Annotated in this window: 12 protein-coding genes and 1 pseudogene; 9 read left to right on the top strand and 4 right to left on the bottom strand. The window is 60.9% G+C overall.

Features of this window, described 5'->3' with window-relative positions; genetic code table 11:
• Positions 1-12: 12 nt before the first annotated feature.
• From ACR0NT_RS18335 to ACR0NT_RS18325, 3 genes are read right to left on the bottom strand one after another with little or no spacing between them, the layout of a single operon-like run.
• Entirely contained in the window at positions 13-1023 is a 1011-nt protein-coding gene (locus ACR0NT_RS18335) for an Ldh family oxidoreductase (RefSeq protein ID WP_170675001.1), read from the bottom strand.
• A 57-nt stretch (positions 1024-1080) separates the two neighbouring features.
• Positions 1081-2601, bottom strand: coding sequence for a trimethylamine methyltransferase family protein (locus tag ACR0NT_RS18330; RefSeq protein ID WP_170674999.1), 1521 nt, complete (start codon positions 2599-2601; stop codon positions 1081-1083).
• A gap of 16 nt (positions 2602-2617) precedes the next feature.
• The gene (locus ACR0NT_RS18325) at positions 2618-5071 is read right to left on the bottom strand and encodes a GcvT family protein (protein ID WP_170674997.1); all 2454 of its coding nucleotides are present in this window, start codon (positions 5069-5071) and stop codon (positions 2618-2620) included.
• 268 nt (positions 5072-5339) lie between these two features.
• Between ACR0NT_RS18325 and ACR0NT_RS18320 the strand changes: the two genes are divergently transcribed.
• The 3 genes from ACR0NT_RS18320 to ACR0NT_RS18310 all read left to right on the top strand — a co-directional run bounded on the left by ACR0NT_RS18320 (position 5340) and on the right by ACR0NT_RS18310 (position 8003).
• A complete protein-coding gene (locus tag ACR0NT_RS18320; protein ID WP_170674995.1) occupies positions 5340-6221 on the top strand; it encodes a LysR family transcriptional regulator in 882 nt (293 codons plus the stop codon).
• Between the two features lie 102 nt (positions 6222-6323).
• The gene (locus ACR0NT_RS18315) at positions 6324-6866 is read left to right on the top strand and encodes a TetR/AcrR family transcriptional regulator (RefSeq protein WP_170674993.1); all 543 of its coding nucleotides are present in this window, start codon (positions 6324-6326) and stop codon (positions 6864-6866) included.
• 27 nt (positions 6867-6893) lie between these two features.
• A complete protein-coding gene (locus tag ACR0NT_RS18310; protein ID WP_170674991.1) occupies positions 6894-8003 on the top strand; it encodes a mandelate racemase/muconate lactonizing enzyme family protein in 1110 nt (369 codons plus the stop codon).
• A 27-nt stretch (positions 8004-8030) separates the two neighbouring features.
• Here ACR0NT_RS18310 and ACR0NT_RS18305 read toward each other — a convergent pair whose 3' ends face one another.
• Positions 8031-8633, bottom strand: coding sequence for a helix-turn-helix domain-containing protein (locus tag ACR0NT_RS18305; RefSeq protein ID WP_170328704.1), 603 nt, complete (start codon positions 8631-8633; stop codon positions 8031-8033).
• A 146-nt stretch (positions 8634-8779) separates the two neighbouring features.
• On the opposite strand from ACR0NT_RS18305, the gene glyA reads away from it, so the two are divergent.
• The 6 genes and pseudogenes from glyA to gcvT all read left to right on the top strand — a co-directional run.
• On the top strand, positions 8780-10033 hold the full coding sequence (gene glyA, locus ACR0NT_RS18300) for a serine hydroxymethyltransferase (protein ID WP_170674989.1): 1254 nt from the start codon (positions 8780-8782) through the stop codon (positions 10031-10033).
• A gap of 11 nt (positions 10034-10044) precedes the next feature.
• Positions 10045-11424 (top strand): dihydrolipoyl dehydrogenase, encoded by a 1380-nt coding sequence (lpdA, locus tag ACR0NT_RS18295; protein ID WP_170674987.1) that lies wholly within the window; start codon positions 10045-10047, stop codon positions 11422-11424.
• A 14-nt stretch (positions 11425-11438) separates the two neighbouring features.
• Positions 11439-12380, top strand: a complete 942-nt coding sequence (gene lipA, locus ACR0NT_RS18290) for a lipoyl synthase (protein WP_170674985.1) — start codon at positions 11439-11441, stop codon at positions 12378-12380.
• 24 nt (positions 12381-12404) lie between these two features.
• On the top strand, positions 12405-13775 hold the full coding sequence (locus tag ACR0NT_RS18285) for an alanine/glycine:cation symporter family protein (protein WP_170674983.1): 1371 nt from the start codon (positions 12405-12407) through the stop codon (positions 13773-13775).
• A gap of 75 nt (positions 13776-13850) precedes the next feature.
• The gene (locus ACR0NT_RS18280; protein WP_170448839.1) at positions 13851-14273 is read left to right on the top strand and encodes a universal stress protein; all 423 of its coding nucleotides are present in this window, start codon (positions 13851-13853) and stop codon (positions 14271-14273) included.
• Between the two features lie 16 nt (positions 14274-14289).
• Positions 14290-14407: pseudogene (gene gcvT, locus ACR0NT_RS18275) on the top strand (glycine cleavage system aminomethyltransferase GcvT); the annotation flags it as partial.

The following is a 14407-nucleotide window of genomic DNA, read 5'->3' as shown; positions in this document are numbered from 1 at the left end:
TTGCGATCTTTCCTACAAGGCCTGCAACTGCGCCAGCAGGTCCGGTGCGACCGGGACTCCGTTCGCCTGGGTCGCCGCGCGGTTTTTCAACCGTCCGTCACCGGGCACGCGCGCGGTGCCGTTGCCCTCGATCTCGGCGCAGATGCGGGTGACGTAGTCGTCGAACGCCGGGTTGCCAAACCGGCTTGGGTCAATCGCGATCAGGGTTGCGCCACCTTTGACGTTGAGGGCGCCATGGGCCTCACGCTCCTGATTGTCGACCGACAGGGTGCCGCCGGCCAGCGCTGCCCCCAGCACCTCGATCAGGAAGGCAATGGCCGCGCCTTTGTGTTCGCCAAAGGGCAGCAGGCTGCGGGTTTCCAGAATGGCGTGCGGATCGGTGCTGGGCTGGCCATCGGTATCCAGCCCCCCAGCGCGCGGCAGATCATGGCCCTCGGCCGCGGCCATCTTGATGTCCATCAGCGCCACCATCGAAGATGCCTGATCCCAGACAATCGGATCGCCCCCCGGACGCGGGCACGCAAAGGACATCGGGTTGGTGCCAAAGACCGGGCGCACCCCACCCTGCGGCACAACCATGGACAAAGAGTTCACGACTCCCAATGCCACAAGCCCCGCCTCGGCCAGCGGCCCGGTGTCGAAGCGCAGCGCGCCCAGATGATGGCAATTGGCGCAGGTAAAGGCCGCAATCCCGTTCTCGCGCGCCATCTCAATCAGCTCTGCCCGTGCCGCCAATGCGGCTACCTGATAGAACCCGTTGTCGCCATCGCCACGTAACACACCGGGCGCTATTCGCCGAATTGATGGCGCAGCCTTCGGGTTGGCGTAACCCGATGACAGATATTGCGCGTAAACCGGCAACAAGCGCAGTCCATGACTGCGGGGGCCATCGCGTTCGGACATCCGTACAAGATCTGCTATGACTTCACTGCTATGCGCATCAAGGCCAGCGGACACAAGGACGGATTTGGCCAATGCCTTCACCTCTTCGAGTGAGAGCGTTTTCGTCGGGGCGTCAGTCATATTCCTCATCCTGTCCTTATGTCTGGCTTGCGGGCGCTTACGCGCCCGTGTTTTCAGTTACGCGTTCTGATATTCCAGCTTCTTCTTGGCAACAAATTCGTCAAGCGCCCCGCGCTGATCATCCGGCATCGGCGGCTTGACGTAGTTGTCCAACATGCGCTGAGCCTCTTCATTGCCGACTGTTTCGGCGGTTTTCGACCCTTCCGCTTCCCACTGTTCGAAACTGTCATTGTTCTGCAGCGGGTTCATGTGCAGCGGGTTTTCCCGGGTATGGTCCGTCCCCAGGAAATGACCACCGGGGCCGATCTCGGCAATGTCATCCAGGATTGCGTCCAGATTTTCATCCTCAAGCCCGCTGAAGAACCGGTGGAAGTTCTCAAGCTGCCGGGTGTCCTGAACCCATTTCGAATAGCTGACCCCAAGCGCGCCTTCCAGAAAACCTGCCGAATGCACGATGTAATTGGCCCCGCCCAGCAGCACCGGCCACATGGTGTTGGCCGTATCGAACGCCGCCTGCATGTCCGGAGATTTCGCGCCGGTCCACATCGTACAGGTCCGCCACGGCACCCTGTAAAAGCGCGCCATCTGACCCACCAGCAAGTTCATCAGCCCCGGTTCCGGCGAGCCCATCATCGGCGCGCCGGTCTTCATCGATACACCCATGATCGCCACGCCCAGCACCATCGGCGCGCCACGGCGGATGATCTGGCTATAGGCCATGCCCGCCAGCGACTCCGCGATCAGCAGCGCCACACCGCCCTGCGGGCTGGCGGGCGTACTGGCCCCTGCCAGAACAAAGGGCGACAGCAGGCAGGGCTGATTGGCCGAGGCATAGACGCGCAAGCTTTGCAGCATCGTTTCGTCCCAGACCAGCGGCGTATTACAGTTCAGCAGCGCGGCCATCACCACGTTGGTATCGACGAAATCCTCACCGAACACGATCCGCGCCATTTCAACCGAATCCTGGGCTGCCTGCTCTGACAGGACCGAGCCCTTGATCGGCTTGTCGGTCAGCGTCAGCGCGGCGTGGACCAGCTCCAGATGGCGCTGCGGGACAGGGACGTCCTGCGGCTCGACCGGCAGAACGCCGGGCACCATCATCGACTGACTCATCTGGCTGAGCTTGAAAAAGTTGTGCGCATCCTCCAACACCGAGGGCCGCCGCACACCGTCCAGACCATAGACAAACGGCGCGCCATAGGCGTTGGCGAACACCGAATGCTGGTTGCCGACCCGCAACGAACGGGCCGGATTTCGTGCCGCATAGCCCCATTCCGACGGAACTGCCGAGATCAGGTCCATCAGCATGTCCCGGCCGATGCGGACCCTCTCGCCCTGAACATCCGCGCCGTATTTCTTCCAATCGGCCAAGGCGACCGGGTCGCGGAACTCGATACCGGTGGTTTCAAGGATCGTCATCGCGGCGTTGTGGATTTTCTCGACCCCTTCGGGGCCGAGCAAATCAATCGGGCCGATCTTGCGATTCAGCGTCGGCAGGTAAACCGGTGGAGGGTTGGTGCGAGCCTGAACCCGCGCTGCGCGGCCACCCCGGCCCGAACGTGCTTTGACTTCTGCCATATCAAATCCTCCCAGATCAGGCGCGCGCACGGGCGCTGGTTGGGTCAACGGCGCAGATACCGATCACCTCGGCATCGCGCATCTCATTATGGACCAGCACCTGTATCCTGGTGCCCGGCGTTGTCATATCCTGCGGCACCAGCGCCATCGCGATGTCGTGGTTGCAGTAATATGAAAACCCGCCCGAGGTGACGCGGCCGATCAGCTTGCCATCGGCATAGACCCCTTCGTCGAACATCACCGAGGTATCGCAGAACGGCAGTTTCAGCGTGACCAGAGTATTGTATCCGCCCGTTTCCTGCTGCTTTTGCAGCGCAGCTTTGCCGATGAAATCACGCTCGGCCACCTGCCCGCCGATCTTTTCAGTCATCGCCACAAAGCGGCCCAGATCGGCCTCATACGGCGTCAGGTCCTTGCAAATCTCGCGGTTGATAGCGCGATAGGATTTCTCAAGCCGCATCGATTCCAGCGCCTCAAGGCCGAACGGTTTCACACCCGCCTTCAGCAGCAGATCAACAAGGTGGCGGTTGTATCCGACCGGGTGGTGCAGCTCCCATCCCAACTCACCGGTATAAGACACGCGCAGCAGGTGGACGCCCTTGGCATAGCCCACCTCACCCATCTGAGCCGACAGCCACGGGAAGGCTTCGTTCGAAAGGTCGTTATCGGTCAGCGGCTGCAGGATATCCCGCGCCTTGGGTCCGGCCAGAGCGATCACACCCAACTGCTCCGAGATATCCTCGATCACCACCGACCCGTCGCGCGGCAAGACGCGCTGCAGCTGATCCCAGTTGTAAGCGCGCCAGTTTGGGGTCGAGATAAGATAGAAATCGTCCTGCGCATAGCGGACGATGGTGTATTCCGCATCCATGCCGCCTTTGTCGTTCAGCATCAGTGACAGGGTCATGCGGCCCACTTTGGGCAGCTTGTTCGCCATCAGACCGTCCAGCCACTTGGCGGCACCGGGACCGCGCACAGTGAACTTGGTCATCGGCGACATCTCGATGAAACCGGCCTCTTCCCTTGTGCGGCGTACCTCTTCCTGCACCAGTTCCATGTGATCGGTGCGGCGGAAGCTGTGTTCGGGGATTGCCTCGCTGGGTGATTTAGCGAACCAACGGGGGAATTCGTAGCCGTTAAAGCTGGTCCAGACCGCGCCATGGGCAGTCAGCAGATCGTAGGACCCTACAGTCTTCATCGGGCGCGCATCGGGGAAATCTTCGCCCGGAACATGCGCATCCATATGGGTGCCCCAGGTTTCGCGCACCTTGTCCATGGTCCAGCGCTTTGAGGCGTAATCCGAGAACCGGCGCGGGTCGAGTTCCGACATATCCATGCCCGGATCGCCATTGACGATCCACTTGGCCAGACGGTTGCCCACGGTGCCACCCCACAGGATGCCGCCCGGCATACCTTCGGCCAGCCACAGATTGTCATGCCCCGGTGCGGGACCGGCCAGAGGCAGCTCGTCAGGGGTCATCTGGAACGGACCACGAGTATTGGCCTTGATGCCGACCTCACCCAGGGTCGGCACGCGTTCGATGGCGCGCTCCCACTGGGTTTCCACGGCGTCGAAATCTTCGGGCAGCAGATCCGCCCCGAAATCCGGCGGCACGCGATCTTCGGCGAACAGTTTGAGGTCTTTGGTGAACTCATAGGGGCCGAACTGGATGCCACCGACATCCTCACGCAGATAAGCACCATAATCCTCGTCCCGCAGGATCGGGAACTCCGTCAGGCCCTGCGCCCGACGCTCTTTCAGCAGCGGCACGGTCTCGGTTGTCCAATACTGGTGCACGATCGGGATACACGGCAGGTCCAACCCCACCCGGCGCGCGTTTTCGCGCGCATAGTTGCCAGTGGCAAAGATCAGGTGTTCACAGGTGATCTCACCCTGATTGGTGGTCACCTTCCAGTGGCCATTGTCCAGCTTTTCATAAGATTGCGCTTCGGTGTTCTGGTAAACCTTTGCGCCCGCGTCCCGCGCCAGCTTGGCCAGCGCCATGGTGATATCGGCCGGGTTCACATAGCCGTCTTCAGTGTGCAGAATACCGCCGCGAATGTCTGGGCTTTGGTTCAGCAGGGGGTGAATCTCCGCAATCTCTTCCGGCGTGACCAGCTTGCAGGGTACGCCTGCGGCCTCGGCAATCGAGATGTAGGACTGGAACTCATCCCAGCGTTTCTCGGTATTGGCAACCCGCAGCTGGCCAACTTTGCGCAGGCCGACCGAGGTGCCCATCTTTTCTTCGACCTCGGAATAGATGCGAATGGTCTCCATCGTCATCTTCGACACATTATGCGACCGCACAAAGGTCACCAACAGCCCCGCTGCGTGCCAGGTGGACCCGGAGGTCAGCGTCGTGCGCTCCAACATGACCGCGTCCGAACAGCCATGCTCGGTCAGACCATAAAGGATCGATGCCCCAACGCATCCGCCACCGACAACCACTACTTTTGTGTGCGACTTCATTCAATCGACTCCCTAATTTGCGCCAAAAACCCGGCCATACTGGCAATTCGCTGATGCCGGGTTTGTCCGGGACTGCAGGCATTTACGTTACCATGAACACCTCCGTTGCCGCCCAAGACAGACACATCCCGAATGCTGATGACCAACATCGCGGGCGACAGGCCGTCGGGCAATCGCAAAAAAATTCACTTTGCAATAACTGAAGTAATTCAAACTTGGATTTTTGTGCTAAAAAGTCGGAAAACTCAGGATCAAAGGTCAAACCACCTTGCCCAAAGGCCCATATGAACTGCCCCCGGTAAGCTCGTTAATCAGCTTTGAAGCCGCCGCGCGTCATGTCAGCTTTAAAAACGCCGCGTCAGAGCTGAACGTCACCCCGGCGGCCATCAGCCACCAGGTCAAATCACTGGAAAACGAGCTTAACTGTTCGTTGTTTCGCCGGCACCATCGCGGGGTCGAGCTGACCGAAAGCGGGGCTTACCTGCTGGTCGCCCTGCAACGGGGGCTTGAAGATATCAGCGAGGCCTTGCAGCAGTTGCGCTCGCATTATGACCGATCCGGTGTGACGATTCGGTCCAGCACGGCTGTCAGTTCGCTTTGGCTGACCCCCCGGCTTGCGCAATTCTGGAAAAGGCACGGGCATATTTCGGTGACGCAAGTGGTTACGGATCTGGGGTTTGACACAACGAAATGCGACCTCAGTATTTGCTATGGGGATGCCTCCGAGGAGAAGGGCACCAGCCATGTTCTGTTTCGTGACCGCATCATGGCCCTCGGCAGCCCCCGGTTCCTGGAACAGAACAATATTACTGGCATTCAGGACATGGCGCGCATCCCCTTGATCCACCTTGATGCGCCGGGAACGGGGTGGACGGATTGGCGCGAATGGACCAACCAACTGGGGTATGACGGGCCTTTGAATTCGGCGCATCGCGTCAACAACTACACCATCGCGCTCCAGGCCGCGCAGGACGACATGGGGGCAGTGTTGGGATGGGAGGGGCTGACCTCGGAGCTTGTCGCATCCGGGAAACTGGTCAACCTGCTGCCACAGACCCTTTCCTCACCACTGGATTTTTACGTCGCGCTTCACAACACTGCATCTGATCGCGCCAGACTGGTGTATCGATGGCTTGCGGAAACGACCTGAGTCTTTTGTCGGCTCACCGCCATGTCGTCACCCCGTCGGAACGCGTCGGTTTTCGTCAAGTCCAAAGTAGAGTGATCGCTCTACCACTCTCTCATGATCGACATGAAACACCAGATTGCCGCCCGTCTGCACGGTCAGTTCGAGGAAATGGGGTTTGCCGGACCCGGCGTCGAGGCTCTGCGCGCGGGTGCGGATGTTTCGCTGAGAACCCTCTACAAGTATTTCCCCAGCCGCGAGGCCATGGTGGTGGGCGCGTTGCAGCACCGCGACCGTGCCTATGCAGACTGGATCGGCGACAGCCCCAAGGACGGCGCGGCGCATGTGGTCCATATTCTTCAGCGGCTTTCCGACTGGCTGTTCGGAATATCGAACTGCGGTTGCCTGTTCCGCAATGCCCTGTCCGCCTATCCCGACAGCGCCCCGATCCGCGCCGCGGTCGAGGTCCATAAGTCTGGGGTACGGGCTCAGTTTCACCGACGGCTTGTGGATGTCGCTCCGCATTGTGATGCGGACGCACTGGCCGACCAATTGTTCGTTCTACACGAAGGCCTGACCGAAGCCGCCCGCATGATCGGGCCCGAACGGGCCAGCCGACAAACCCTCCGCACTGCAGACCAGATCCTGGCTGCGGCGGGTATCAAATAACACCTCCACACCAAGGAAAGCCGCAACATGAAGCTGAAGGAAATCCATATCTACGCCCATGACCTGCCGGTCAGGAATGGCCCCTATACGATGGCCAGCGGTGCGGTCTGGGCGCTGGACACCACTCTTGTCAAACTGGTGTCGGACACCGGTCATGTCGGCTGGGGCGAGACCTGCCCCGTGGGCCCGACCTATGCCGAGGCCCATGCGGAAGGTGCCCGTGCTGCGCTGATGGCAATGGCTGGGGGGTTGATTGGCGCCGAGGCGACGCCGGGCACTCTGCGCCGCAAGATGGATACTCTGCTGGCCGGTCACAACTACGCCAAGGCCGCTTTAGATATCGCGGCTTATGACCTGTTCGGCAAGTCTCTGGGCGTCAATGTCGCCGACCTGCTGGGAGGTGCCGTGACCGACCGCGTGCCATCATATTACGCAACCGGTGTCGGCGCGCCGGATGACATTGCAAAACTGGCCAAAGAGAAGCTGGACGAGGGCTATCCGCGCCTGCAGATCAAAGTTGGCGGTCGCCCCGTCGAGATCGATATCGAGGTGATCTCCAAGGTCTGGGAGGTCGTCAAAGGCACAGGTATGCGCCTGGCAGTGGACGGCAACCGCGGCTGGACAACCCGCGACGCCCTGCGCGTCAGCCGGGAATTGCCGCATGTACCCTTCGTCATGGAGCAGCCCTGCAACACGATACAGGACTTGGAAAAAATCCGCCCGCAGATTAGCCACGGCATCTACATGGATGAAAACAGCGTCGACCTGAACACTGTCATTTCAGCTGCCGGCACCGGCTTGGTGGACGGGTTCGGCATGAAGGTCACGCGTATCGGCGGCCTGACCCACATGCGCGCCTTCCGCGACATCTGCGAGGCCCGCAACCTGCCGCATACCTGCGACGACAGCTGGGGCGGGGACATCATTGCCGCCGCCTGTACCCAGATCGGCGCAACCGTCAAACCCGAGCTGTGCGAAGGGGTCTGGCTGGCCGCGCCATACATCGAAGGCAATTACGACCCGGAGAATGGCTTTCAAATCGTCGGCGGCCACATTGAACGGCCAACGGGGCCGGGTTTGGATATCCACCCGGATGAGGCGCTCTTTGGTGAACCCGTCGCGTCTTTTGGGGGCTGATGCTGACCTGGCGTTGACCCCCTGCGCCTATTCCAGCGACACCCAAAGAACTTGCGCGTCTTCCTTGCTGGTGGACACGCACCCATGCCCCATGCTGCTGTCGTAATAGAGTGAATCCCCCGCCTTCATCGGCAGCGGGCGGTAATGTTCCGAAATAAAGATCAGCTCACCGCTCAGCACATACATGAACTCTTCGCCCGAGTGGCGAATCCACGGATCGAACTCAGAAATATCCCGCGCCCGGATCGTCGCAACATAAGGCAGCATCCGCTTGCTGGTCAGGTCCGAACACAGCAGCTCGTGCAGATAGGTTGCGGTCTCGCGAAACTCTCCCTGCCCTTTCGGCGTATAGTCCCGCCGACCGGTGATACCGGTCTGGCCGGACTGAAGAAACAGTTGCGGCGGGTTCAGATCCAGCGCCTGCGTCAGGCGCCGCACGATCTCGAAGCTGGGCTTTGTCTGGTTGTTTTCGATCTTCGACAAGGTGGAACGGCCGATTCCCGCGGCACGCCCGGCCTCTTCCAGCGTCCAGCCTTTTTCCCGCCGCGCATCCCGAATCGAGCGCCCCAAAGCGGCGCCTTCGTCCAGTTCCTCAGGTGCTGAGGCTTCGTTCCTTTGGTCTTCGCCCATGAAAATCTCCCTATTCTGCGGCAGGTTACCCGTTCCCCTATTCGCACGCAACTTTACGAATACGAGATTTTTGTTGATTTGGGGGAACTAATTCCCCTATAGGAAACAAATTCTCGAACCGGGGATTCGAAGAATAGGAGGAGACTATGTTTAAGACGTCGCTGGCCGAGGCCGACCCGAAGATCGCCGCATCGATTGCGCGTGAAGGCACACGTCAGGCCGAACAGATCGAGTTGATCGCATCCGAAAACATCGTCTCTCAGGCCGTGATCGAGGCGCAGGGTTCGGTGCTGACCAACAAATATGCCGAAGGGTATCCAGGCCGCCGTTACTATGGCGGGTGCGAGTATGTGGATGAGGTCGAAGTCGAAGCGATCGACCGGCTGAAGCAACTGTTTGGCTGTGACTACGCCAACGTGCAGCCGCATTCGGGCGCGCAAGCCAATGGCGCGGTCAAGCTGGCGCTGCTCAGCCCCGGCGACACCATTCTGGGCATGTCGCTGGATGCGGGAGGTCACCTGACCCACGGCGCAAAGCCCGCGCAATCCGGCAAGTGGTTCCACCCAGTTCAATACGGCCTGACCGAGGCCGGGTTGATCGATTACGATCAGGTTGAGGCGCTAGCCAAGGCCGAAAAGCCCAAGATGATTATCGCCGGCGCGTCGGCCTATTCGCAAAAGATCGACTTTGCCCGGTTCCGCGCCATTGCTGATGAGGTTGGCGCCTGGCTGCTGGCCGACATGGCCCATATCGCCGGGCTGGTTGCGACCGGCCTGCATCCCTCGCCCATCGGTCACGCGCATGTGGTCACCTCGACCACGCACAAGACCCTGCGTGGCCCACGCGGCGGCATCATCCTGACCAATGACGAAGCGCTGGCGAAAAAGATCAACTCGGCCGTGTTCCCCGGCCTGCAAGGTGGCCCGCTGATGCACGTGATCGCAGGCAAGGCGGTGGCCTTTGGCGAGGCGCTGAAGCCCGAGTTCAAGGACTACATACAGCGCGTGGTCGACAGTGCGGCGGCTCTGGCCAACGTCATGATGGCGCGCGGTTGTGACATCGTATCCGGCGGAACCGAGAACCACCTGATGCTGGTCGACCTGCGCCCCGTCGGCGTGACCGGCAAGGACGCCGAGGCGGCGCTGGAGCGTGCCGGGTTCACCTGCAACAAGAACAGCGTGCCGGGCGACCCCGAAAAACCCACCGTCACCAGCGGTATCCGTCTTGGCACCGCCGCCGGATGCAGCCGCGGCTTCGGCCCCGAGGAGTTCAAGCAGATCGGCCACCTGATCGGTGACGTTCTGGATGCGCTGGCGCAGAACCCGGGCGGGGACGAAGCCGTTGAAAAGGCAACCCGTGAAAAAGTGCGCGCCCTGTGCGCAAGCCACCCGATCTACTGAAAGTTAACGTCATGACCTACGATCTGATTGTCATCGGGGGCGGTCCGGGCGGCTATGTTGCTGCCATCCGCGCGGCTCAGTTGGGACTGAAAGTGGCCTGCGTCGAAGGGCGCGGAGCACTGGGCGGAACCTGCCTGAACGTGGGGTGTATCCCGTCCAAAGCGTTGCTGACCTCCTCCGCCAAATATGCCGAACTTGCGCATCTCTCCTCGCACGGCATTGCGGTCGAGGGGGCCAGCATCGATGTCCCCGCGATGATGGGCCGCAAGGACAAGATTGTCGGTGACCTGACCAAGGGCATCGCGTTCCTGTTCAAGAAAAACGGCGTCGACCTGATCGAAGGCTGGGCCAGCATTCCCGCCGCCGGGCAGGTCAAGGTGGGCGACGACATCCATGACGCCCGAAACATCCTGATCGCCACCGGCTCGGAACCGACCCCTCTGAACGGGATCGAGATCGACGAGCAGGACATCCTCAGCTCGACCGGCGCAATTGCGCTGGAAACCGTGCCCGACCATCTGGTCGTCGTGGGCGCCGGTGTGATCGGATTAGAGCTTGGTCAGGTCTGGGCGCGGCTGGGCGCCAAGGTCACCGTTGTCGAATATCTCGACCGTGTTCTGCCCGGCATCGATGGTGAGATCGCGAAACTGGCACAGCGTGCGCTGTCGAAACGCGGGCTGAAATTCCAACTGGGTCGCGCGCTGAAATCCGTCGAAAATTCTGACGCCGGGCTGACGTTGACTGTGGATCGGGTCGGCAAAGACAAGGAAGAGGTGATCGAAGCCGACAAGGTTCTGATCGCCGTCGGCCGCCGCCCTGTGACACGTGGGCTGGGACTGGAAGAATTGGGCGTTACTGTAAGCCAGCGCGGGTTCATCGAAGTCGATGGCACATTCCAGACCTCTGTTCCGGGCGTGTATGCAATCGGTGACTGCGTCCCCGGCCCGATGCTGGCGCACAAGGCCGAAGAGGATGGCGTTGCCTGCGTTGAGATGCTGGCAGGCCAAGCCGGTCACGTGGATTACAACACCGTTCCGGGCGTTGTTTACACCGACCCCGAGGTCGCCTCGGTTGGCCTGACCGAAGAAGCGCTGAAGGAAGCAGGCGCTGAATACTCGGTTGGCAAGTTCGCCTTCATGGCCAACTCGCGCGCCCGCTCGACCGGCGAAACCGATGGCGCGGTCAAGGTTCTGGCTGATCCGAACGGCAAAATCCTCGGCGCGCATATCTGCGGTGCCCATGGCGGTGATCTGATCGCCGAGCTGGTGCTGGCCATGACCAAAGGCGCCACCGTCGCCGAGGTCGCAGCCACCTGTCATGCACACCCGGCCATGGGCGAGGCGGTCAAGGAAGCCTGCCTCGACGCCATGGGCCGCGCGATTCACGCCTGAGAAGGAGCCGCCAGATGACCATCCAGCTTCGCCCCCGCCACCCTGAAAAGGCCAAGAAAGCCGACAGTGTCATCCCGCGCAAACCCAAGTGGATTCGGCGCAAAAAGATCGAAAGCGCCGAATATTACGAAACCCGCCGTCTGATGCGTGACCATGATCTGGCGACGGTGTGCGAAGAGGCCGCCTGCCCCAATATCGGCGAATGCTGGTCCAAGCGCCACGCCACGATGATGATCATGGGCGAGGTCTGCACGCGCGGCTGTTCCTTCTGCAACGTGGCGACCGGGCGACCAGACGCGCTGGATGTGTTCGAACCGGGCCGCGTCGCGGCAGCGGTCAAGAAGCTGGGCCTGCGCCATGTGGTGATCACCTCGGTTGACCGCGATGATCTGACCGACGGCGGGGCGGAACATATCGCTCAGACTATCCGCGCCGTACGCCATCAGAACCCCGGCACCACGGTCGAGGTTCTGACCCCCGACTTTCTGGGCAAGGGCGACGCGGCAGATGTTGTGTTCGACGCCGCGCCGGACGTGTTCAACCACAATCTTGAAACCGTCCCGCATCTCTATCCAACCGTCCGCCCCGGCGCGCGGTACTACACTTCATTACGACTGCTGGACGACGCCAAACGCACCAACCCCGAGATTTTCACCAAGTCCGGACTGATGGTCGGGCTGGGGGAAAGCCTGAACGACGTGCGGCAGGTGATGGACGACCTGCGCGCCGCCAATGTCGATTTCCTGACCGTCGGTCAATACCTGCAACCGACCCCGAAACATCACCCGATCGACCGGTTCTGGTCACCGGAAGAGTTCGCCCTACTGGAGCAGATCGCACGCTCCAAGGGCTTTCTGCACGTGTCGGCCACACCGCTGACCCGTTCGTCGTTCCACGCGGACGAAGACTTTGCCGCCCTCAAGCAGGCCCGCCAGCGGGCCATTGCCGGGGCATAACCCAACGCAAATGGGAGGAATACCATGGAAGCGTTAAATTCAATCGTAGGAGCCATCAATGGCGTCGTGTGGGGGCCGCTGATGCTGGTGCTCATTCTGGGCGTCGGCTTCTTCCTGCAGGTCGGGCTGAAATTCATGCCGATCCTGCGCATTGGCACAGGCTTCAGCCTGCTGTTCAAAGGCCGTGAGGGTCAGGGCGAAGGGCAAATCAGCCCGTTCAACGCGCTGATGACCTCGCTGTCGGCGACCATCGGTACGGGTAACATCGCCGGTGTGGCCACTGCTGTCTTCCTGGGCGGTCCGGGCGCATTGTTCTGGATGTGGATGACCGCCCTGGTGGGCATGGCCACCAAATATGCCGAAGCTGTCTGCGCGGTGAAATACCGTGAAAAAGACGAGCTGGGCAACTTTGTCGGCGGCCCGATGTACTACATCAAGAACGGTCTGGGCGCGAAATGGGCCTGGCTGGGCGTCGCCTTCGCCCTGTTCGGCGGCATCGCCGCCTTCGGCATCGGCAACGGCGTTCAGGCCAATGGTGTGGCGCAGGTTCTGGAATCGAACTTCGGCGTGAACACCTCGGTCACCGGTGTCGTTCTGATGGTCCTGACCGCAGCTGTTATCCTGGGCGGCATCACCCGTATCGGTGCGGTTGCCGGTAAGCTGGTTCCGTTCATGGCAATCGCCTACATCATCGCCGGCCTGCTGGTTCTGATCATCAACATCGCCGAAATCGGAAACGCGTTGTCGCTGGTCTTCACCTATGCCTTCACCCCATCCGCCGCCGAGGGCGGTTTCGCAGGCGCAGCCGTCTGGGCCGCCATCCGCTTTGGTGTGGCACGCGGCGTGTTCTCGAACGAAGCCGGTCTGGGTTCGGCCCCGATTGCGCACGCAGCGGCTGAGACCAAAGGTCCGGTCAACCAGGGTCTGATCGCGATGCTGGGCACGTTCATCGACACGATCATCGTCTGCTCGATCACCGGTCTGGCGATCATCGCTTCGGGTGCGTGGACCTCAGGTGAATCCGGTGCAGCACTGACCTCGCTGGCCTTCGCAACCTCGCTTCCGGGCGGCGGTCACCTGATCGCAATCGCCCTGTCGATCTTTGCCTTCACCACCATCCTCGGCTGGTCGTTCTACGGCGAGAAATGCGTCGAGTTCCTGCTGGGCGTCAAATCGCTGATGCCGTATCGCATCCTGTGGATCATCGCGATCTATTTCGGTGCAACAGCGGATCTGGGCTTTATCTGGCTGCTGGCGGACACGCTGAACGCCATGATGGCCATCCCGAACCTGATCGCCCTGGCCCTGCTGAGCCCGATCGTCTTCAAACTGACGAAAGAGTTCTTCGCCTCGGGCGGCAAATCCGAAGAGCCAGGCGGCACGCCTGCCGAGTAACCTTTGAAAACAAACGGGGGGCCAACCCAGCCCCCCGCCTTTGAAACAAAACTCCATATCTCGAGGAGAGACGTGATGGCCACGAAAATCCTGCTGCCCATTGATCACACCGACGACCGTTCGTGGAAAAATGCCCTGCCGGTCGCATTGGAACAGGCGAAGTTCTACGGCGCCGAATTGCACGCGGTCTCCGTCATCCCCGAGATCATCCAGCTGCCGAACCTGCCCGCCAATTATGGCGCCGGCGCCAAAGAGCACGTACGCAGTGCTGTTCAGGCCATTCTGGATCACGGCGATGCCTCCGACGTGGCGATCCACGTCGAAGAAGGCAGTGTCTACCGCGAAATCCTGAAGCTGGCCTACAAGGACGGCTTCGATCTGATCGTCATGGCATCGACCAAAGGCGATTTCCCGAATTATGAGATTGGCCCGAACTTGGCCCGTGTCGTGCGCAACGCGCATTGCACCGTCATGGTCGTTCGCGACCAGTCCCGCTGATTGAAAGGTTAGAACGATGACCACACCGAAGCGCACGCCATTGTACGACTTGCATGTTGAGTTGGGTGGCAAGATGGTTGATTTTGCGGGTTGGGAGATGCCTGTTCAGTACCCGATGGGGATCATGGGGGAGC

It is taken from the genome of Ruegeria sp. AB10 (assembly GCF_056542745.1).
This window is presented reverse-complemented; position numbering and strand designations above follow the sequence as displayed.